This window comes from Acidobacteriota bacterium (genome assembly GCA_021161905.1).
GTDB lineage: Bacteria > Acidobacteriota > B3-B38 > Guanabaribacteriales > JAGGZT01 > JAGGZT01.
This window is the reverse complement of the sequence record JAGGZT010000012.1, coordinates 1-20,313: the sequence shown is the minus strand read 5'-3', so window position 1 is coordinate 20,313 and position 20,313 is coordinate 1. Positions and strand designations below refer to the sequence as shown.

Annotated in this window: 18 protein-coding genes; 16 read left to right on the top strand and 2 right to left on the bottom strand. The window is 51.2% G+C overall.

Annotation, left to right across the window (positions count from 1 at the left end; genetic code table 11):
- Positions 1-12 precede the first annotated feature (12 nt).
- From J7L64_02080 to mutL, 14 genes are all read left to right on the top strand, one after another.
- On the top strand, positions 13-573 hold the full coding sequence (locus J7L64_02080; protein MCD6451141.1) for an OmpH family outer membrane protein: 561 nt from the start codon (positions 13-15) through the stop codon (positions 571-573).
- 18 nt (positions 574-591) lie between these two features.
- Positions 592-1,650: a UDP-3-O-(3-hydroxymyristoyl)glucosamine N-acyltransferase gene (gene lpxD, locus J7L64_02075; protein MCD6451140.1), complete on the top strand. Its 1,059-nt coding sequence runs from the start codon at positions 592-594 to the stop codon at positions 1,648-1,650.
- Positions 1,651-1,662: 12 nt separating this feature from the next.
- Positions 1,663-2,124, top strand: coding sequence for a 3-hydroxyacyl-ACP dehydratase FabZ (gene fabZ / locus J7L64_02070; GenBank protein ID MCD6451139.1), 462 nt, complete (start codon positions 1,663-1,665; stop codon positions 2,122-2,124).
- Entirely contained in the window at positions 2,117-2,929 is an 813-nt protein-coding gene (gene lpxA / locus J7L64_02065; GenBank protein ID MCD6451138.1) for an acyl-ACP--UDP-N-acetylglucosamine O-acyltransferase, read from the top strand. The genes fabZ and lpxA overlap by 8 nt, the downstream gene beginning before the upstream one ends.
- A gap of 3 nt (positions 2,930-2,932) precedes the next feature.
- Positions 2,933-3,742, top strand: coding sequence for a UDP-2,3-diacylglucosamine diphosphatase LpxI (lpxI, locus tag J7L64_02060; GenBank protein ID MCD6451137.1), 810 nt, complete (start codon positions 2,933-2,935; stop codon positions 3,740-3,742).
- A 10-nt stretch (positions 3,743-3,752) separates the two neighbouring features.
- Positions 3,753-4,691, top strand: a complete 939-nt coding sequence (locus J7L64_02055) for a Gfo/Idh/MocA family oxidoreductase (protein ID MCD6451136.1) — start codon at positions 3,753-3,755, stop codon at positions 4,689-4,691.
- Positions 4,691-5,803, top strand: a complete 1,113-nt coding sequence (locus tag J7L64_02050) for a beta-lactamase family protein (protein MCD6451135.1) — start codon at positions 4,691-4,693, stop codon at positions 5,801-5,803. Before J7L64_02055 ends, J7L64_02050 begins: the two co-directional genes overlap by 1 nt.
- Positions 5,804-5,906: 103 nt before the next feature.
- Entirely contained in the window at positions 5,907-7,931 is a 2,025-nt protein-coding gene (gene ligA, locus J7L64_02045; protein ID MCD6451134.1) for an NAD-dependent DNA ligase LigA, read from the top strand.
- Positions 7,932-7,957: 26 nt separating this feature from the next.
- Positions 7,958-8,269, top strand: coding sequence for a hypothetical protein (locus J7L64_02040; GenBank protein MCD6451133.1), 312 nt, complete (start codon positions 7,958-7,960; stop codon positions 8,267-8,269).
- Between the two features lie 3 nt (positions 8,270-8,272).
- Positions 8,273-9,160, top strand: a complete 888-nt coding sequence (locus J7L64_02035; GenBank protein MCD6451132.1) for a radical SAM protein — start codon at positions 8,273-8,275, stop codon at positions 9,158-9,160.
- Complete coding sequence (locus J7L64_02030) at positions 9,144-9,635, top strand: Mut7-C RNAse domain-containing protein (GenBank protein ID MCD6451131.1); 492 nt, start codon at positions 9,144-9,146, stop codon at positions 9,633-9,635. The genes J7L64_02035 and J7L64_02030 overlap by 17 nt, the downstream gene beginning before the upstream one ends.
- Positions 9,635-10,468, top strand: a complete 834-nt coding sequence (recO, locus tag J7L64_02025; protein ID MCD6451130.1) for a DNA repair protein RecO — start codon at positions 9,635-9,637, stop codon at positions 10,466-10,468. The genes J7L64_02030 and recO overlap by 1 nt, the downstream gene beginning before the upstream one ends.
- Entirely contained in the window at positions 10,468-13,134 is a 2,667-nt protein-coding gene (locus tag J7L64_02020) for a pyruvate, phosphate dikinase (GenBank protein ID MCD6451129.1), read from the top strand. The genes recO and J7L64_02020 overlap by 1 nt, the downstream gene beginning before the upstream one ends.
- 70 nt (positions 13,135-13,204) lie before the next feature.
- Positions 13,205-14,962 carry a DNA mismatch repair endonuclease MutL gene (gene mutL, locus J7L64_02015; protein MCD6451128.1) on the top strand — a complete coding sequence of 586 codons (1,758 nt, stop codon included), beginning with the start codon at positions 13,205-13,207 and terminating at the stop codon, positions 14,960-14,962.
- On the opposite strand, the gene J7L64_02010 is transcribed toward mutL, so the two are convergent.
- Positions 14,959-16,761, bottom strand: a complete 1,803-nt coding sequence (locus J7L64_02010; protein ID MCD6451127.1) for a DUF3352 domain-containing protein — start codon at positions 16,759-16,761, stop codon at positions 14,959-14,961. The genes mutL and J7L64_02010 overlap by 4 nt on opposite strands.
- Positions 16,762-16,777: 16 nt before the next feature.
- Positions 16,778-17,356: an orotate phosphoribosyltransferase gene (pyrE, locus tag J7L64_02005; protein ID MCD6451126.1), complete on the bottom strand. Its 579-nt coding sequence runs from the start codon at positions 17,354-17,356 to the stop codon at positions 16,778-16,780.
- A 227-nt stretch (positions 17,357-17,583) separates the two neighbouring features.
- On the opposite strand from pyrE, the gene J7L64_02000 reads away from it, so the two are divergent.
- Together J7L64_02000 and J7L64_01995 are read left to right on the top strand one after the other, a co-directional pair.
- A complete protein-coding gene (locus J7L64_02000; GenBank protein ID MCD6451125.1) occupies positions 17,584-19,158 on the top strand; it encodes a TolC family protein in 1,575 nt (524 codons plus the stop codon).
- Positions 19,159-19,260: 102 nt separating this feature from the next.
- A partial coding sequence (locus J7L64_01995) for an acetate--CoA ligase family protein (GenBank protein MCD6451124.1) occupies positions 19,261-20,313 on the top strand: 1,053 nt, incomplete at its 3' end.

Genomic DNA, 20,313 nt, shown 5'->3' with positions numbered 1-20,313 from the left:
GGAGTGTGAAGGATGAAGAGAAAGGAGATTTACTTTCTGCTTGCGTTTATTCTGGCTCTTCCTTTGGTAGCGGTTAACCAGAAGCCGACATCTGGAGCTAAGATCGGCGTTCTGAATACCAATCGAGTGGTTAGAGAATCGATAGAGGGAAAGGCATTCCTGGCTAAGCTTAAGAAGAAAAAACAGGAAAAAGAGGCGGAGATCCAGGCGCGTCAGAACGCAATCCTTAAAGAGCAACAGCTCTTACAGCGGCAGGCGGGTTCACTGAGTGAGGAAGCCCGTTTGAGGAAGCAGAGGGAGCTGGAGCAGAAAATCCGGGATCTTAACCGGTTTAAAGAGGACGCTCAGGCAGAATTAAATGCTTATTCTCAGGAGCAGTTTGCCAAGTTCGGAAGTAGGATTATGCCTATAATAAATCAGCTAGCGAAGGAGGAAGGTTACAGTCTCATCCTTGAGGCTTCTCCGGGAATGCTTTATGTCGATCCAAAGATTGATATTACCGATAAGGTGATTGTTCGGTTCAATAAGCTGAGCCAGCAGAGGAAGGTGAAGCCGACACCGAAGAAAAAATAATAACACCAGGGCGAGGAAGTGAGTGAGGGGGAGGAAAAGCGTAGGGTAACCCTTGAAGAACTCGCTCGGCTGGTAGGGGGGGAAGTTTCCGGAGATAAAAGTTACATTATCTATGAGGTGAAACCGTTAGCGGAAGCAGGAGAGGGTTCTCTTTCCTTTATCGCCAACGAGAGATATCTCCCTGAAGCAGAGCGGTCGAAGGCAGGGGCTTTTATCATCAGGAGGGGGTCTTCCCTCAGGGGGAGGAACCTCATAAGGGTTGATAACCCACATCTTGCTTTGGCTAAGATCCTCAATTTCTTATACCCTAAGAAAGCCGAGCGAAGGGAGATAAGCCCTCTTGCCCATCTTGATGAAGGCGTATCTATAGGAGAGGGGGTGAGCATTTATCCTTTCGTCTATGTGGGTAGGAATTCTTGGTTGGGTGACCGGGTAGTCCTTCATCCTGGGGTGATCGTGGGTGATGATGTGGAGATCGGGGATGATTCGGTGATTTATCCCTTGGTCTCTATTTATCCCGGTACCAAGATAGGGGCGAGGGTGATAATCCATTCCGGGGCGGTGATCGGAGCGGATGGTTTTGGTTATGTGAAGGAAGGAGGGAAGAATGTCAAAATCCCTCAGGTGGGACGGGTGGTGATTGAGGACGATGTGGAGATAGGCGCTAATTCCTGTATTGATCGAGCCACTCTTGGAGAAACGAGGATCGGGAGGGGAGTGAAGATAGACAATCTGGTTCAGGTGGCTCATAATGTGGTAATTGGGGAAAATTCCATTTTGGTGGGGCAGGTGGGGATCTCAGGCAGCTCTCGGATCGGGAAGGATGTCCTTTTTGCGGGCCAATCAGCCACGGTGGATCATGTGGAGGTGGGTGATGGAGTGCAGATAGCGGGAAGGGGAGTGGTCACCAAGGATATCCCTCCGGGTTCCTCTATTGCCGGTTTTCCGGCGCGGGATCACAGGGAGTGGCTAAGGGCTACCGCTCTTTTCAGCCGTCTGCCTGAGTTGTTCCAACGGCTGAAGAGATTGGAGAGGATCGCTTATGAGAATAAGGGTTATCCCCCGAAGAAAAAGTAAGGAGGATGAGTGATGGAGGAGAGCAAACGGAGAGAGGAGCCTATCCTCGATGTCCGGGAGGTGATGAATATCCTTCCCCATCGGTATCCCTTTCTGCTTGTCGATAGGATTCTCGAACTCGAGGAGAACAAGCGGATAGTGGGGATAAAAAATGTAACCGTGAACGAAGCCTTCTTCACTGGCCATTTTCCAGGGAGGCCCGTTATGCCAGGGGTGCTTATCGTCGAGGCGATGGCTCAGGTGGGAGGGGTGCTCCTGCTCCGGTCGATCCCCAATCTCAGCAATAAGATCGTTTACTTTATGGGGATCGATAAGGCGAAATTCCGTAAGCCGGTGGTGCCGGGGGACCAGCTCCGGTTTGAAGTTGAGGTATTACGCCTTCGGGAGCGGACCTGCAAGATGCAGGGGAAGGCGTATGTTGGGGATAAGTTGGTAGCGGAAGCGATTATCCTCACCGCTCTTACTGATGAGTAAGACTTTTGTTCTTTTCACAAGGAGGAGGAAGGTGAAGTTTCATCCTACAGCTGTCATAAGTCCTAAGGCAGAGATTGATGAGGGGGTGAAGATAGGTCCCTACTCGATAATTGGTGATAATGTAAAGATAGGAAGGGGGACGGTCATTGAGGCCAATGTCCACATAGTGGGTTATACCGAGATAGGGGAGGATTGTCATATCTACCCTTTTTGTTCTATAGGAACCCCAGCTCAAGATCTGAAGTATAAGGGGGAGAAGACCTATGTCCGGATCGGGGCAAGGAATGTCTTTCGTGAGTTCACCACAGTGAATGCGGGGACCGCCTGTGGTAGGGGGGAGACGGTTATTGGCAGTGATAACTACTTTATGGCTTATTCCCATATTGCCCATGACTGTGTAGTGGGTAATGGAATTATATTCGGGAATGCTGGGACATTGGCGGGCCATGTGTTAGTGGAGGATTATGCGGTAGTAGGGGCTTTTTCTGGCGTTCATCAATTCTGCCGGGTAGGTAAGTATAGTTTTATTGGGGGGTATTCTGTTATTACCAAAGATGTGCTTCCCTTTTCCAAGACGGTGGGAAACCGAGCAAAGGCTTATGGGATAAACTATATTGGTCTTAAAAGAAGGAATTTCCCTCCTCAGGTGATCGAAAAATTGAGGAAGGCATTTCGTCTCCTTCTTAACTCAAATTTGAATACCTCCCAGGCGATAGCGGAAATAGAGAGGACGATAACCGGTTGCGAGGAGGTCTCGTACCTCGTTAAGTTTATAAAGACTTCCAAACGAGGGGTTATCAAATAAGCAATGGAAAGGTTGGGCATTATTGCTGGGGGAGGGAAGCTACCCCTTGTAGTAGCCAAGGAGGCGGTGAAAAGGGGGCGAGAACTTTTCACCGCTTTAATCACCAAAGACGAGAGGGAGGAACTTGTCGCTCTTTCTCGATCTGTCATCGAGGTAGGGGTGGGGGAGTTAAGTAAGGTTATCTCCTTTTTTAAAAAGGAAAGGGTGAAAGAGGCGGTAATAGTGGGCAGGGTTGCCCACGAGGAGGTGTTCAACACCGCCTCGTTCGATCCTAAACTTTCCTCTTTTATTGAGACCCTTGAGGATCGGAGGGCAGACACCCTTTTGAAAGGTATTCTTGATCTCATCGAACAAAAAGGGATAAGGATTGTTGAGTATCTCCCCTTCGTTCGTTCTTATCTCGCCCCGCGGGGAGTACTTACTAAAAGGTTCCCTACCCCGAGGGAGATGGCGGATGTGGAACTCGGGTTCAAATTGGCTAAGGAGATCGCTCGCCTTGATGTAGGTCAAACGGTGATGGTGAAAAAGGGAGTGGTGGTGGCGATTGAAGCACTTGAGGGTACGGATCAGATGATTATCCGAGGAGGTAAGCTCGCGGGAGCCTCCGGAGTGGTAGTCAAAGTGAGCAAGCCAGAGCAGGACTTCAGGTTTGATATACCTGTAGTGGGGGAGGATACGATAGAAACCCTGATAAAGGTAAAGGCCTCTGTCTTGGCAGTTGAAGCGGGAGGTACAATAATACTCGATCAGGAAAAGGTGGTTTCTTTGGCAGACGAGGTAGAGCTTTCCATTATTTCTCTTGGTGAGGTATAGGGGGAGGAAATTGGCAAAGCTGAAGATAGGAGTTGTTGGAGTTGGTAATTTTGGTGAGCACCATGTCCGGGTGCTGAAGGAGATCTCTGGGGTAAAATTGGTTGGGGTGGTGGATAAGGATCCGAACAGGGCAGAGTACATAGGAAAGAAATACCGGGTTCCCTTCTACACCCATTGTGCCGATCTTTTTAATAAGAAGATAGACGCAGTCACTATAGCCGTACCCACCGAAGATCACTACTCGGTTGCCAGGCAGTTCATCGAGCGGGGAATAGATGTCCTTCTTGAGAAGCCAATGACGAGGAATCTGGAGGAGGCGGATGAGTTGATAGAGCTTGCGGATAGAAATGGAGTGGTTCTCCAAGTCGGTTATGTTGAGCGGTATAATCCAGCGGTCGAAGCAGCAATGAAGTTTATCCGCTCTCCATTGGTTATCGAGGCGGAGCGGATAGGGCGTTTCGTCCCGAGAAGTCTTGATATCGATGTTGTTCTCGATCTGATGATCCACGATATCGATATAGCCTTGATGATGGCGAGATCCCCGGTTGTCTCGGTAAATGCTCGGGGGGCTTCAGTGATAACCGGGAGGGTGGATGTGGCGAATGCTCGGGTTACCTTTGAGTCTGGCTGTATTGGTGAATTTATGGCGAGTAGGGTGAGCACCTCCAAACTGAGGAAGGTGAGGATATTCGAGCGGGATGCGGTTATCACCCTTGATTACATCGCCCAAGAGGTAGAGGTGGAGATGATCAGCCGTCCCAAAGGAAATGGAAGCCCTAAGCGAGTTAAGAAACGGCTGAAGGTAAAGCGAGAGGAACCACTGAAGAAGGAACTTGCTTCCTTCGTCGAGGTAGTTAAGAAAAAAGACCTCCCTGAGGTTACTGGTAAGGATGCAAGGGATTCCCTTGCAGTTGCTTTCAGGATAGTTGAGGGGCTCAGTATCCTTTGATGTCTTCCCCCCTTAAGGCTTTGGATATACCTTCCTTTCTTAAAGAGGCTGTCTCTTCCGGTGAGTTTCCTGGCGGGGTGGTTCTCATAGCCGATGGTCCTGCAAGCTACCGGATGTGGGCGTATGGAGAGAGGGTCTCCTCTCCTCGTAGTCTACCTGTGGTGGAAGATACCATCTTTGATCTCGCCTCGCTCACCAAGCCGTTGATCACCTCGTTGTTATTCGTTCTCCTTATGAGGAGGGGTTTTTTCTCCCTTGATGAGACCATTTCCCGTTTTTTGCCTCAATTTGGAGGGGGGGAGAAGGGGAAGATTACCTTACAGCAACTGCTCACTCATACTGGAGGCTTCGCCCCTTGGCTTCCCTTGTACTTGCTTGCCCCTAGCCGAGAGGAGGCGGTTTCTGTAATAAGGAGCCATCCCCTTTCCTCGCCTCCGGGAGAAAAGGTGATATATTCCTGCCTCGGCTACATCCTCTTGGGATTTATAATCGAAAAGGCGAGTGGTTCTTCCCTTTCCCAGCTTGCCTCAGAACTTATATTCCACCCCCTTTCCTTAAAACGCACCTTCTTTCCCCCCCCTCGAGTGATAAGGGAGGAGATAGCAGCAACCGAGATTGGCAGAACCTACGAGCGGGAGAAATCGAGCAAGTTCTTAAGCGACGATAGCGTTTTTCCCTTTCCCAACGAGCTTGTTTGGGGTGAGGTGCACGACGGAAATGCCCGTTTCCTCGGCGGGGTAGCAGGAAACGCCGGTCTCTTTTCCACTGCCTATGAGGTCTTTTTGATAGCGAGGGAATTCCTTGGTTGGGGGAAGCTTCTTTCCCCTTGGGAGCGAGATCTATTCTTCACCGATCTTACCCCGGAGTTGAACGAGGCGCGCTCCCTTGGTTTTCGATTGACGAGGGGAGAGGATGATCTTCCTTTCTCCATCCTCAGCCCTCTTTCCGCCTATCACACGGGGTTTACCGGAACATCTCTGTTCATCGACCAGAGCAATCGCTTTATAGTAGTATTCCTCACCAACCGGATCCATCCCAGGGTTCCTGAGAGATCGTTTGAGCAGATGAGGAGGAAGTTACTCAGGCTTGCCCGAGATTATCTTGCTCACTAAGGGGATAGATCCACCCCCCATTGAAGAAGAGGGGAGTATCTGTTATAATCAGAAGCACTTAGGAGAGGAGAAAATTTACCTATTAAAAGTAGGGTGAGGGAAAATGGTGCCGGATGAGATTAGAAAAAGGGTGGAGGAACTTCGTAAGGAGATACATTACCATAATTACCGCTACTATGTTCTCAACCAACCGGTAATATCGGATGCGGAGTATGACAGGCTTCTTCGCGAGTTAGAGGAGCTTGAGAGGAAGTACCCCGAGCTTTATGATCCGAATTCTCCCACTCAGCGGGTAGGAGCGGAGCCAGTGGAGAAGTTCGGTACCGTCCCCCACACCATCCCTATGCTCAGTCTTTCTAACGCCTTCACCGAAGAGGAGGTTGTCGAATTCGATCAAAGGATAAAGAGGATGCTCGGGACGAGCGAGGATATAGAGTATGTTGCCGAGCCGAAGCTCGATGGCTTGGCTATCGAGGTGATCTACGAGAAAGGAAGACTCGTCGTCGGTTCCACTCGGGGTGATGGTTTCGTGGGAGAGGATGTTACCCAGAATATAAAAACGATAAAATCGATACCATTGATCCTTATGGAAGATGAAGAGCCGATCCCGGAGAGGATCGCTGTCCGCGGTGAGGTGATTATGCATCTCGACGATTTCCGGGAGCTGAACAGAAGGAGGGAGGAGGAAGGGGAGGCGCCATTCGCCAACCCCCGGAACGCTGCCGCAGGTTCCCTTCGTCAGCTCGATCCCAGGATCACTGCTTCTCGTCCTCTCGATGCCTTCTTTTACGCAGTGGGCGAGGTGGTAGGGAGAGAATTTAAAAGCCAGTGGGAGCTACTCACCACTCTCCCCAAGTGGGGGCTAAAGACCCAGCCCTATTCGCGACTGTGCAAGAACATCAACGAGGCTATAGAGTTCCACAGGAAGATGGAGGAAGAGAGGGAGAAGCTAACCTATGACATCGATGGGGTGGTGATAAAGGTAAACGACTTTGGGCTTCAGGAACGACTGGGCACTATCTCCCGTAGCCCGAGATGGGCGGTCGCCTATAAGTTTGCTCCTCGTCAGATGACGACCAAGGTGATAGATATCGTTGCCAATGTGGGGAGGACGGGTGCGATAACCCCGGTGGCGATTTTGGAACCGGTTCCCATCTCCGGGGTGACGGTGAGCCGTGCCACCTTGCACAACGAGGATGAGATAAAGAGAAAGGATGTTCGCATCGGGGATACGGTAGTGGTCCAGCGGGCAGGGGATGTTATACCTGAGGTGGTAATGGTGGTAAAGGAGAAGAGGACGGGTAGGGAGCGGGAGTTTAAGTTTCCTGAGCGTTGCCCGGTATGCGGTGGCAAAGTGGTTCGCCTCCCCGATGAGGCGATACATCGCTGTATCAATATCTCCTGTCCCGCCAAGCTCAAAGGTGGTATTGAGCATTTTGCCTCCAAGCTGGCTATGGATATCGACGGATTGGGAGAGAAGTTGGTGGAGCAATTGGTGGATAAGGGGTTGGTGAAGAGCGTTGCCGATCTTTACTATCTTAGGAAAGACGAGGTCTCCGCTCTCGAGAGAATGGGGGACAAGTCAGCGGAGAACCTGATAAATGCGATAGAGGCGAGCAAGGATAGGAGCCTCGACCGGGTTATCTACGCCCTCGGTATCCGCCATGTGGGGGAGCATTTAGCCCGGGTTCTTGCCAAGAGGTTCAAGAGCATAGATCGGTTGAGGGAGGCAAGTTATGAGGAGCTCCTTGAGATACCCGAGATCGGTCCCAAGGTTGCGGAGAGCATCGTCGATTTCTTCTCCGAGAGGAGGAATATCGAGGTTATCGAGCGGTTGAGAAAGGCGGGGGTGAGGATGGAGGAAGAGAGAAAGGAGGAGGTGGCGGTAGAAAGCCCCCTTTCCGGGAAGACGGTTGTCTTCACCGGGGCGTTGAAGCATTTCACCCGGGATGAGGCGGAACGGAAGGTGGAGGAACTCGGCGGCAGAGCCTCCTCCTCCGTTAGCAGGAAGACCGACTTTGTGGTGGTTGGGGAAAACCCGGGTTCGAAATACGATAAGGCGAAAAAACTTGGCGTAAAAACCATCTCCGAAGAGGAATTCCTCGAGCTAATTGGAGAAAAGCCTTGAAGATAGAAGCCTATTCCTTTGGGAGAATGGTGATCGAAGGGAAGGAGTATACCTCGGACCTCATAGTTTACCCCGATCGGGTGGATGCTGGCTGGTGGCGGGAGGAGGGGCATTTATTGAAACCCGTCGATCTGAAAGAAGTGCTTACCGTTTCCCCTCGCGTTCTGGTGGTGGGTACCGGCTGCTATGGGGTGATGAAGATATCCCCTGAGCTCCCCCGCTATCTTGAGGAGCGAGGGATTGAGCTTATCGCTCGTCCCACCAGCGAAGCGGTTCTCCTTTTCAACCAGCTTTCGGAGAAAAAACAGGTGGTGGGTGCCTTTCATCTGACCTGTTGAGAGATGGAAATTTCCCTTTCCGAACTTAAAAAGAAAGCGGAGGAGGCGTGGGAACTTCTCTCCTCTTGTTGTCTTTGTCCTCGTAAGTGCAGGGTGAATCGGCTGAAAGGGGAGAAGGGATCTTGTGGTCTTTCTGCTGGCACCTATATCTCGAGCTTTGGTCCTCACTTCGGAGAGGAACCACCCTTGGTAGGAAGGCACGGTTCGGGGACGATATTCTTCACCGGCTGTAATCTCCACTGTATTTATTGCCAGAATTATGACATAAGCCAGCTCCGGGTAGGATACGAGATAACCCCGGAGAGGCTTGCTGAGGTAATGCTCTCCCTCGCGAGGAGGGGATGCCACAATATAAATCTGGTCACTCCCACTCATCAGGTCCCTCAGATCCTGAAGTCGTTGGTGATAGCGGTAGAAGAGGGACTTAAGGTCCCCATCGTCTATAACTGTGGAGGCTATGAATCCCTTTCCCTGATCAAGCTCCTTTCCGGGGTGGTGGATATCTATATGCCCGATATCAAATACGCCGATCCCAAGGTGGCAGAAGAGCTTTCCAATGCCCCTGAATACCCTAAGGTGGTGAGAGAGGTGGTCAAGGAGATGCATAAACAGGTGGGAGATCTCGTAATTGATGATGAGGGGATCGCAAGAAGGGGCCTTCTCATCCGACACCTGGTGCTTCCCAACCGACTTGCTGGTACCGAGGAGATCGTTCGTTTCATCGCAAGGGAGATATCGAAGGACAGCTATGTGAACATAATGGATCAGTACCACCCTTGCTACCTTGCGGGAAGCGATAAAAGGATTGCCCGGAGGATAACCCGGGATGAATATAGGGAGGCGGTAGAGTGGGCGAGAAAGGAGGGGCTTCACCGTGGTTTTCCCAGCTGAGGGAGTAGAGCCAAGATTCATTCTCGATTGTATGTTGGGGAAACTTGCCAAGTGGCTTCGCATTCTGGGTTATGATACCCTCTATTTCTCCAAGATATCGGATGTCGATCTCCTCAGGATGGCGGAGAAGGAGGGAAGGGTCCTCCTCACCCGAGACACGAGGATAGGGGAACGGAGGAATTCAGCTACCATCGTTCTCGTCCACTCAGGGGAGCCTGAGGAGCAACTTAAGGAGATCGTCTCCCGGTTTAAGCTCAACCTTTCGCCGGAGCGGGTCTTCTCTCGCTGTCTCGTCTGCAACACCCCGATCACTTTGGTGGAGAAGAAGGAGGTAGCGGGAAGGGTTCCCCCCTATGTGTACCGGACACAACAGAGGTTTGCCTATTGTCCTACCTGCGACCGGATATATTGGCGAGGGACCCATATTAAGCGGGTTTTCGAGCGACTTCGCTTACTTATGGGAAAAGAGGTATAATGGTTGTAGGAGAAGGGAGCATATGTTATAAGATGTTTTCTAAAGGGATAGGGGTGATGGTCGAGGAAAGCGAGGCTATCGTTCTTCGTTATTACCACTTGGGAGAGAGGGATAAGATCGTCCTCTTCTTCACCCGGGATTTCGGGAAGATAAAAGGGGTGGTAAGGGACGCCTTCCTGATAAACTCGAGATATGGCTCGAGCCTTGAGCCCTTCTCCTATATTAGGCTTCGCTTTTCCGAACGGAGGGAGCTCGCCAGGGTGGAAGAGGTAAAACTGATCAAGCCGAGCCTGAAGCTGGAGCATAACCCTCTTCTTTTATGGCTTTTTTCCTACATTGCGGAGCTCACCGACCTCTTCACTGTGGAGCATGATGAGAACGAACCTCTCTTCCGGCTACTTCTTGCCATCCTTCAGGGGGTGGAGGGGGGGATACCCCCCCTCGTGGTGGCTCGCTATTTTGAGTTCTGGCTCCTTAAATTAACTGGGTTTATGCCTGAGATAAGGAGGAGATGTGCCAGATGTAACCTTCTCCTTTTCGATGAAAAAAGGGAGGCGTACTTTGGAAGGGAGGGATTGATCTGTAAAAATTGCCTTTCCGGGGAGGAACTGAGCCTTCCCCGGCTTTCTCGTGATGGTTTTCTTCTTCTTAGGCTCTTTTTTACCAAGGCCTTATCAGAATTTAAAGAGCTTAATATACCCGGAGAAAAGATAGCGGAGCTCCGGAGGATAACCATCTATCTCATACGGATGAACCTGGGGAAAGAGCCAAAATCGCTTTTATTCCTCTCTGAGCTCGCTTCCCCGACATTATCAGGTGGAGGGAATCGATAATGGCGAGAAAAAAATATGTCTACTTCTTCGGCGGAGGTAAGGCTGAGGGATCAGCAGAGATGAAGAACCTCCTCGGAGGAAAGGGGGCAAACTTAGCCGAGATGACCAACCTGGGGATACCGGTTCCTCCTGGTTTTACCATTACCACCGAGGCCTGTATCGAATATCAGAAAGGTGGCAACTTCCCTGAGGGGTTGATGGACGAGGTGGAGGAGAACCTGAAGAGGCTGGAGAAGACAAAGGGAGCTTCCTTTGGCGATCCGGGGAATCCACTTCTCGTCTCGGTGAGAAGTGGAGCCCCGATCTCGATGCCCGGGATGATGGATACGGTGCTCAACATTGGTCTTAATGATGAAACGGTAAAGGGGATGCTCAGGAAATTCGGTGACGAGAGGTTCCCCCTCGATAGCTACCGCCGGCTCATCGAGATGTTTGGCGATGTGGTTTCCAAGGTAAAACATTCCCTCTTTGAGGAGGCGCTCAATGAGGTAAAGAAAAAGAAGGGGGTGAAACTCGATACCGAACTCGCCGCTTCCGACCTTAAGGAGGTCATCGAGCGTTATAAGGAGATATACCGGCGGGAGAAGGGGGAGGATTTCCCCCAAGATCCGGTGGAACAGCTAACCCGGGCGATCAAGGCGGTATTCGAGTCCTGGAACAACCCCAGGGCGATCAAGTACCGTGAGCTCAACAATATCCCGGATGACTTGGGCACAGCGGTCAATGTCCAGGCGATGGTATTCGGGAACTTAAACGACCGCTCAGCAACCGGTGTCGCCTTTACCCGAGACCCGAGCACTGGGGAGCCGAAGTTCTTCGGGGAGTTCCTCCCCAATGCTCAGGGAGAGGATGTGGTAGCGGGCATCAGAACCCCTTATCCCATCAATAAGGAGCAGAAGGGAGAAAGCCCTCTTCCTTCGCTCGAGGAGATGATGCCCAAGGTCTACCAGGAGTTGGTTGAGGTTTATAAGAAGCTCGAGCGCCATTACCGGGATATGCAGGACATCGAATTCACCATCGAGGACGGAACGCTCTACCTCCTCCAGACGAGAACAGGGAAGAGAACGGCGCAGGCAGCAGTAAGGATAGCGGTGGATATGGTGAAGGAGGGACTTATCGATAAGGAAACCGCTCTGATGCGCGTTTCTACGAGTCAGGTGGATCAGCTCCTCCATCCGATGATCGATCCAAGCAAGAAGTACGAGGTGATCGCCAAGGGACTACCCGCCTCACCGGGAGCAGCAGTGGGAAGGGTTGTCTTTATCCCTGAGGAGGCTGAGGAGTGGGTGAAATCCGGGGAGCGGGTCATCCTGGTGAGACCAGAGACCTCGCCCGAGGACATCGCCGGCATCTCCGCTGCTGAAGGCATCCTCACTGCAAGAGGAGGGATGACCTCTCACGCAGCGGTGGTAGCCCGGGGGATGGGTAAGCCCTGTGTCGCTGGTTGTGGTGCTCTCGCCATTGATGAAGAAAAGAAGGTGATGGAGGTGAACTCCCTCACCATAAAGGAGGGGGATTATATCACCATAAACGGTAATACCGGTGAGGTCATCCTTGGTGAGGTTCCCTTGATCCTGCCGGAGCTCGGGACAGAGTTCTCTGAGTTCCTGAGCTGGGCGGACGAGGTGCGCCGTCTCGGCGTCCGTACCAATGCGGATACCCCAGCCGACTCCAAGGTCGCCCGCGATTTCGGCGCCGAGGGGATAGGTCTCTGCCGTACCGAGCATATGTTCTTCGGCGAGGATAGGATATTGGCGGTGCGGGAGATGATCCTTGCCAAGACCCCGGAGGAGAGGCGCCGGGCGATAAACAAGATTAGACCTATGCAGAGGAGCGATTTCCTCGAGATATTCAGGGTGATGGATGGATTACCGGTTACCATCAGGTTGCTCGACCCACCGCTTCACGAGTTCCTCCCCAGCGATGATGAGGAGATAGAGAAGTTAGCCTCCCAGATGGGGGTGCCGGCGGTGAAGCTGAAGCAAACGGTGAATTCACTCAAGGAGTTCAACCCGATGCTGGGGCATCGGGGATGCCGTCTCGGTATCTCTCATCCCGAGATATACGAGATGCAGGTCGAAGCGATATTCGAGGCAGCGGTAGAGGCGATAAAGCAAGGGATAAAGGCAATACCCGAGGTGATGATCCCCTTAGTCGGGCATGTCAAGGAGTTCTCCATCTTAAAGGAGATGGTCGAGAGGAAGGCAGAAGAAGTGTTTGAGAAGGCGGGCGTCCGTTGCGAGTATAAGGTAGGCACGATGATCGAGGTGCCCCGGGCATCGCTCACTGCCGATGAGATAGCCAAGGAGGCGGAGTTCTTCTCCTTCGGTACGAACGATCTTACCCAGATGGGCTTTGGCTTGAGCCGTGATGATGCGGGCACCTTCCTCCCCCGTTATGTGGAGCTTGGCATCCTGCCCGATGACCCATTCCAGTCGCTCGATGTCGAGGGGGTGGGGAAGCTGGTCGAGATGGGGGTCAAGCTTGGTCGTTCCACAAGGCCGGACCTCAAGGTAGGCATCTGTGGAGAGCATGGGGGAGATCCGAAATCGATCGAGTTCTTCCATAAATGTGGGCTCGACTATGTAAGTTGTTCCCCTTACCGGGTACCCATCGCTCGATTGGCAGCAGCCCAGGTGGTGATACGGGAAAAGAAGAAGGGATGATCTTGGTTAGAATTGGGTAATTTCATAGGGGGAAGGAGGATTTCTTCCCCCTTTATTTTTGAGGGGCAGAATGAGCCGTATTCGTATCCTTCCGGAAGAGGTGGCGAACAAGATAGCAGCGGGTGAGGTAGTGGAGCGCCCTTCATCGGTGGTTAAGGAGCTCGTTGAAAATGCCATCGATGCTGGGGCGAGAAATATAAGGATTTTCCTCGAAAAAGCGGGGAAGAAGCTCATCAGGGTGGAGGATGACGGTGAGGGGATGAATCACGACGATCTCCTCCTCGCCTTCGAACGGCATGCCACCTCAAAGATAAAGGATGTGACGGATCTTATGAGGATCGTCAGTCTCGGATTTCGGGGGGAGGCACTTCCCAGCATCGCTTCGGTCTCCCGTCTCCGCATCCGCTCCAAGACTGAAGAGGCGGTAGCGGGAGTAGAGGTCTATTTGATAGGAGGGGTGGTGAAAAAGGTCTCGGAGGTTCCTATGACCCGGGGGACATCGGTCGAGGTAGCCTCCCTTTTCTTTAATACTCCGGCGAGAAGGAAGTTCCTGAGAGGTGACGAGCGGGAGCTTGCCTATATCCTTGAGGTGGTGACCAATTACGCTCTTTCCTATCCCGAGATATCCTTTTCTCTTCATAATGAGGGAAGGGAACTAATTTTTGCTCCCAAGGTGGAGGATGTATCGCTTCGCATCCAATACCTTTTTGGGGGAGAGGTGGCGGATTCCTTGCTTACCTTTGACAGGGAGCGGAACGGCTTCCGGGTGTGGGGTTTCACCTCCCGTCCCGGTGTTTACCGCTCTTCTTCCCGGGACATTCGCCCCTTTGTTAACCGCCGTTCAGTCAAGGATAGGGTGATCCTTCGGGCGGTAATTTCCGCCTACGATACCTTTCTTCCCAAAGGGAGGTATCCCATCTCCTTTCTTTTCCTCGAGCTTCCTCCGGAAGAGGTGGATGTTAATGTGCATCCGACCAAGGCAGAGGTCAGGTTTCGCAATTCTTATTTTGTCTCCGAGCTCATCAAAGAAGGGCTGAGGGAAGCGCTTGTTGGGAGTGAGCCGGTCGGTTTATCAGAAGATTCTGAAAAGGAGATGGTGGCTTCTCAGGAGAAAAAGGAAGAAGGTGAATTCCCTGTTCCCCCGCCTTCCCCGGTTAGGGAAGATGCCCCTCCTTCTCTTCCTCTTGGTTTTTCTCAATCTATGGGGGAGGTTAAAGAGCGAAAGAGAGTGGAAGAAGAGAGGGAAGATGAGGGTGGTTTCCGAATTATAGGCCAGCATAAAAACTCTTACATTATAGCCAGTATGGGCGATGATATTGTAATCGTCGATCAACACGCTGCCCATGAACGGATCCTCTATACCCGTATCAGCAAGGAGCTTGAGGGGAAGGGAGTGACGAGGCAGGTGCTACTTCACCCCAAGGTGGTGGAGCTTTCTCCTGCTCAGGGGGCGCTTCTTTCTCGTTATCTGCCGTTGCTCCTCAAGATCGGTTTTTTGATCGAGCCGTTTGGAGGGCGGTCCTTCATAATAAAGGAGGTACCTGCTCTTCTCCCTTCTTCGGAGGTGGATTCAGCGTTTGACGAGATAATAGAGAGAATGGGGGAAGGGCGTTCTCTCCCTTCCCCCGAGGAATTGCTTTCCCACCTTTTGAAGACGGTAGCCTGCCATTCCGCAATACGGGCAGGTGATGCCCTTTCCCGAAAGGAGATGGAGGAACTCCTCTCATCCCTTCTCAGTGGTGAATATCCCCTTACCTGTCCTCATGGAAGACCCGTCATCTTCCGCATTGACTATAAGACGCTCCTTAAGAGGTTCGAACGCGATTAAGGTTTTTCTGGTACCGGGATAGGCGGTTTAACGAGGGATATCTGCTTTTCAATCATCGGTAAATAGGCGATCCCAAGGAAGAAACCGGTGGATGAGAACCCCTCACCGTATACGCCTCCTTTCTCCAACTTGGTGTAGTAAGCGGCACCAAAGAGCCTATCCGCGATCAGCGGCAAAATCTCAAGGATTTCTTTCAACTCCTCCTTTTTTATCTCCTCTTTTTTGACCATTTCCGCCATCTTTTTGAGGACCGGTGGGATGTTGGAGTAGGAAAGCTGATTCACCTTGCTGGGGAACCCCTTAGTGACCAGTTTGAAGTCAGAACTCCCTTCTATTCTACCTCTGTCCTTGTAGCTTTTTATCGCCCTTTTGATAAGTTCCGCATCGCTCGCTATCAAATAAAAGTCATCCACAGTGGAAATGGCAGGGGAGAGGTTGAGCTCAGGGTTTTTAAAGCAGTTTATAGTGTATCCCAAATATTCTTCGGTGGTGGGGGAGGTCTTTGAGCCGAGCGCGATGAGGGCAGTGAGCTGATCGATTAGTTTGTCTATCTTCTCTTTATCTTTCGCTTCGAAGTAGAAGAGGACCGGAGTTTTTGAGAGCATAGCGATCGGTGGCTTCCCCTTTGGGATAAATATCTCCTGCGGAGCGAGAGACGCCCAGCCGATTTCGTTTCCGAGTGGTGCCAGCACATCCTTTTCTAAGTTAATCCGGAACCCCTTCTCGAAGGTGGCGATCTTCTCCTCGAATTTGGCGTATTCCTCCTCGCTCAGGTTTTTCTTCAGCACCTCTTTTACTTTGCTCCAGAGTTTATCAGGATCATCGAAGAGGGCAATCCCCATACTGTCCACATCCTGGGGGATGAGCTTTATCCCTTTAGGTTCTCGAGGCTTCTGATCCATCATTACCCCAAGGATTCCCTTGGTCTTAGGGTCGAGAGAGAGGAAAAAGCGGTCATAGAACCCTTCTCTCTCTATGGTGGAGCAGAAGGCAGCTGCGGTTACTCCCTTAAGCCCAATGATGGCGAATATCCGATTCGCCTCTTCTTGGATTTTGGGATTATTGGCTTCTGCCTTTTCCTTAACCTTTGCTATCAAACTCCTCAGGTCGATGTAGGCAAATACCCCACGCTTATAGGAGAGCCGGGATTTCATCGCTTTTAGGATGTTGTTCTCCTTCAGGGAGGGGAGGTCGCCCTTCTTCACCATTATCGCCCGTCTCATCGCATCTTCAGAGTTGGCTAAGGCAAAAGCAGAGTCGATAAATCCATAGACGGACCTTACCTTATCCTCCTTTTTTACCAGGCGATAGGGATAACCCTTGTACTCCACCTCGGTTATTTTCATCCCTTTCTTCGCCAGCGCTGGCTCTATCTTCTTTGCAAACAGCTCCTTCATCTTCGATTTCGTCTTTCTTATATCGGCAGCGAAAAGGAGCTCCGGTTCTTTCCCCTTCTTCGGTAAAGCGACTATTCCTAAGGAGACCCGTCTCTCCATTAAATCGACCAACTCATTCAAATCAAAGCCGAGGTTTTTCTCCGCTTCGGCGAAGAACTTCTTCTTCAGGGATAGGAATTTGTCCTTTGTCTCCGAGGAGTTGAGGGCGCTCCACAATCTGGTCGTCTTTATGTTCTCCCGGGCAAATGAGAGATCGGATACCGAAAGATAGAAGATGGTATCGCGGGGGAATATCTTGTCCACTGGTGAGGCACTAACGCTTCTCACGATAAAGAGCACTGCGGAGAGAGCAACCGCTCCTATCCCCAATATCACCAAAGCGGTGAGCAGTTTTTCCTTCATTTTCTCCTCCTAAAATTTATCTAATTCCCTTGCTTCCCGGTTTTACTAAAGGTGTTTTACCCTCCTTGCAGAGAGGGCATTCGGAGGGGGGATAGGTAGGTATCTCCATTTTCAGGAGGAAACGGCTCTTAAGTCCTGGCTCGATCTCCTCGTTCCCTCGGTTGATTATTGCTCCCACTCCCACCACTTCTCCGCCCCGATTCCGGACGAGGCTCATTACCTCCCGGGTCGAGGTTCCGGTGGTGATCACATCCTCAATTATCAGAAGATGTTCCCCCTTTTCAATGCTGAAGCCACGGCGGAGGGTCATCTTTCCTTCCAACCGTTCCGCGAAGAACGCTCGAACACCAAGAGCCCTTCCCACCTCCTGTCCTATTACGATCCCACCAAGTGCTGGAGAGATCACCCCGTCTATAGTTATATCGGGGAAGAGTGAGGCGAGTTCCTTTCCCAGCCTCTCCGCTACATCAGGGTATTGGAGCACTAAAGCGCACTGGAGGTATTGTGGGCTATGAAGACCAGAACTCAGAAGAAAATGGCCTTCAAGAAGGGCATTATATCTCTTGAATATATCGAGCAGTTCGTTCCTATTGATCAACTTTTTCTCCTCCCTCCTTAGTGAATATACAGATATAATAGCATAAGTTGAGCTGAAATCAATAAAATTGATTTTTGAGGGGTTATTTTGAGATTGATTAAACAAAAGAGCGAGAAATGGCGTATTAGTATAAGAGGGTTGTTTTTCATTCTTTGATTTTAGGATAATGGAGCAGTGGAATCATCGATTTTTCGTAAAAGAATAGGAGGGAAAAGGTGAAAGGAATGAAGAAGAGAGGTTTTGTGCTTAGCCTGGTTTGTGTCTTTTCTCTTTTATTAGCTCTTCCCGGTTTGGCAGGAGGAGGAGCTAAAGGAAACAAGGTGATTAAGCTTTCCCTTGAGGATGCGTTGAAGGAGGCGCTTAGGAACAATCTTGACATAAAGATTGAAAGGTATAGCACCCGTGCCGCCAAGGAAGGAGTCACTGCAGCGGAAGGGTCCTTTGACTTCGTGACCTTCGCTACCACTGGCTATAACAGTAGCCGTACCGAGCCGTTCAATTACTTCAGCAACCTGAAGGTCAATATAAGCCAACGCTACTCCTTTAATGCAGGAATAAAGAAAAACCTCGCCTTCTCAGGTGGGAACTTCCAGATAAGCTTTGATGATAACCGTTCCTCCTCTAACAGCCCGTTTTCCCTTTATAATCCATACCATACAGCCAATTTGAGCTTCCAGTTAACCCAACCCCTTTTAAAGAACTTCGGTTCTCGGATCGCCAAGTATAACCTCATAATAGCGAGGAAGAATAGGGAACTCAGCCTTGCCCAATTTAAGAATAAGGTGATCTCCACCCTTGCTCAGGTTCAGGAGCTCTACTTCAACCTCGTTTTCCAAATGAGGGATCTTGAGGTGAAGAAAGGCTCTCTTAAGTTGGCTAAGGATCAGCTTGAGATGACCAAGACCAAGGTAGCAGTGGGAAGCCTTCCTCCGATTGAGATAACCCAGGCTGAAGCAGCGGTGGCTCAGCGAGAGGTGGACATTATATCTGCGGAGAGTGCAGTCCAATCCGCTAAGGATCAACTCCTCCGGGCGATGAAGGGGGAACTTTCTCCTTCATCTTGGGAGGTTGAGATCATCCCGATAACGGAACCGAGCTCAGAAAAAGAGGTGCCGGATCTCGAGGAGTGCATCAAGCAAGCGCTCAAGAATCGTCCCGACCTCATTCAGGAAAGGCTTAATGTAAAGATAAAGGAGGAAACGGTTTATTACAGACGAAACCAGTTAAAACCGGAACTCAACCTTCAGTTCACGGCGAGCCTGAACGGGCTTAATGGTAGAAAGCCCATAATCATCGGCAATCCCTTTACTAGGGAATACGAGATCATAGGTTATCAAGAGGGCGGTTTAGGAGGAGCGCTAAGGGATATCTTTACAGGAAACTTCCGCACCTTTAATGTGAACTTCAGTCTGAACCTACCGCTTGAGAATCGATCTGCCGAGGCAGCTTATGCCCAGGCTGAGATCGAGTTGGAGCAGGAGCGGGAGAGGTTGCGCAATTTGGAGCAGCAGGTGATCCTTGAGGTGAGGGATGCGGTGCGCAGGGTGATCTCCAGCTTGAAGCAGGTAGAGGCATCGCGTAAGGCGAGGGAGCTTGCGGAGAAACAGCTTAAAGCAGAGGAGGAAAAGTTCGCTGTTGGTGCGTCCACCAACTTCGAGGTACTAAGGCTTCAGGAGGATCTCGCTTCTGCCCAGAGTCAGGAGATAAAGGCGATCGTCGATTACAATATCGCCCTTTTCAATCTGAAGAAAGTGACCGGTACCCTTCTTAGCGATTTGAATATCACCGTTAAGGAGTAAACCCTAACAGCAAGCCATTTGGGGCTTGATTGACATACCCCCCTTTTCCAGTTACCATTAAGGGGAAAGGGGGGTTTTATTTAGTGAAAGGGGAGGTGAAGCTTGGCACGGCTTTATGAATACCAAGGTAAAGAGATACTCAAGAAGGAGGGGATAGATATCCCTCGGGGAGCACTTGCCAGGAACCAAAGGGAAGCGAGGAAGATAGCCGAGGACTTAGCCTGCGAGGTGGCGATAAAGGCTCAGGTCTGGACCACCGGACGCGCTTCGTTAGGGGGGATACTTTTCGCCAAGGATGGAAAGGAGGCGGGAGATAAAGCGGAGGAGATATTAAAGAAGAAGTTCAAAGGGGTGATGCCGGAGGGGGTTCTTGTTGAGGAGAAGCTCGCGATCGAGCGCGAGTTTTTCGTAAGTGTTATCATTGATGATACCGCGAGGAAACCGGTGATCCTCTTCAGCTCGGTTGGCGGTACGGGGATAGAGGAGATCGCTCGTCGTTTTCCAGACAAGGTAGCAAAGGAGGAGATAGTGGTAAGCGGTGGTTTCCCCGAGTATCGAGCGAGGGAGTTGGTGAGGAGAACCGGTATCTCAGGATCCCTTCTTCTCAAATTGGGAAAGCTCCTTTCGTCCCTTTACCGGGTGGCGAGGAAGTACGAGGCGCGATCTGCAGAGATAAATCCATTGGTGCTCACCAAGGATGGTAGGCTCATTGCCGCTGATTGCCGTCTCACCATCGATGATTACGCGGTCTTCCGTCATCCCGAGCTTGGCATCGATATCGCCCGTGAGTTCAGTCGTCCTGCTACCGAGCTCGAGCGGATTGCCTACAAGGTGGAGGAAGGGGATTATCGAGGGACCTTCTACTTCATCCAATTGGCGGAGGGGTTCAAGAAGGGTGAGGGCTATATCGGTTTCCATGGCGCTGGCGGTGGTGGGTCGATGATGTCGATGGATGCGGTGCTAAAGGAGGGGTTCAAACTGGCGAACTTCTGCGATACCTCGGGCAATCCTCCTGCTTCCAAGGTCTATCGAGCGGCGAAGATCATCCTCGCCCAAGGGGAGATAGACGGATATTTCGCCTCTGGATCCGGGGTTGCCTCTCAAGAGCAGTTCCACTCAGCCCGGGGGTTGGTGAAGGCGTTCCGTGAGGAGTGG

Coding starts and splice junctions, on each gene's coding strand:
- J7L64_02000 (MCD6451125.1), top strand. CDS start 17,584: ATGAAGAAGAGAGGTTTTGTGCTTAGCCTGGTTTGTGTCTTTTCTCTT.
- recO (MCD6451130.1), top strand. CDS start 9,635: ATGGTTGTAGGAGAAGGGAGCATATGTTATAAGATGTTTTCTAAAGGG.
- ligA (MCD6451134.1), top strand. CDS start 5,907: ATGGTGCCGGATGAGATTAGAAAAAGGGTGGAGGAACTTCGTAAGGAG.
- J7L64_02035 (MCD6451132.1), top strand. CDS start 8,273: ATGGAAATTTCCCTTTCCGAACTTAAAAAGAAAGCGGAGGAGGCGTGG.
- J7L64_02040 (MCD6451133.1), top strand. CDS start 7,958: ATGGTGATCGAAGGGAAGGAGTATACCTCGGACCTCATAGTTTACCCC.
- J7L64_02020 (MCD6451129.1), top strand. CDS start 10,468: ATGGCGAGAAAAAAATATGTCTACTTCTTCGGCGGAGGTAAGGCTGAG.
- lpxI (MCD6451137.1), top strand. CDS start 2,933: ATGGAAAGGTTGGGCATTATTGCTGGGGGAGGGAAGCTACCCCTTGTA.
- mutL (MCD6451128.1), top strand. CDS start 13,205: ATGAGCCGTATTCGTATCCTTCCGGAAGAGGTGGCGAACAAGATAGCA.
- fabZ (MCD6451139.1), top strand. CDS start 1,663: ATGGAGGAGAGCAAACGGAGAGAGGAGCCTATCCTCGATGTCCGGGAG.
- J7L64_02010 (MCD6451127.1), bottom strand. CDS start 16,761: ATGAAGGAAAAACTGCTCACCGCTTTGGTGATATTGGGGATAGGAGCG.
- J7L64_02050 (MCD6451135.1), top strand. CDS start 4,691: ATGTCTTCCCCCCTTAAGGCTTTGGATATACCTTCCTTTCTTAAAGAG.
- J7L64_02080 (MCD6451141.1), top strand. CDS start 13: ATGAAGAGAAAGGAGATTTACTTTCTGCTTGCGTTTATTCTGGCTCTT.
- lpxA (MCD6451138.1), top strand. CDS start 2,117: ATGAGTAAGACTTTTGTTCTTTTCACAAGGAGGAGGAAGGTGAAGTTT.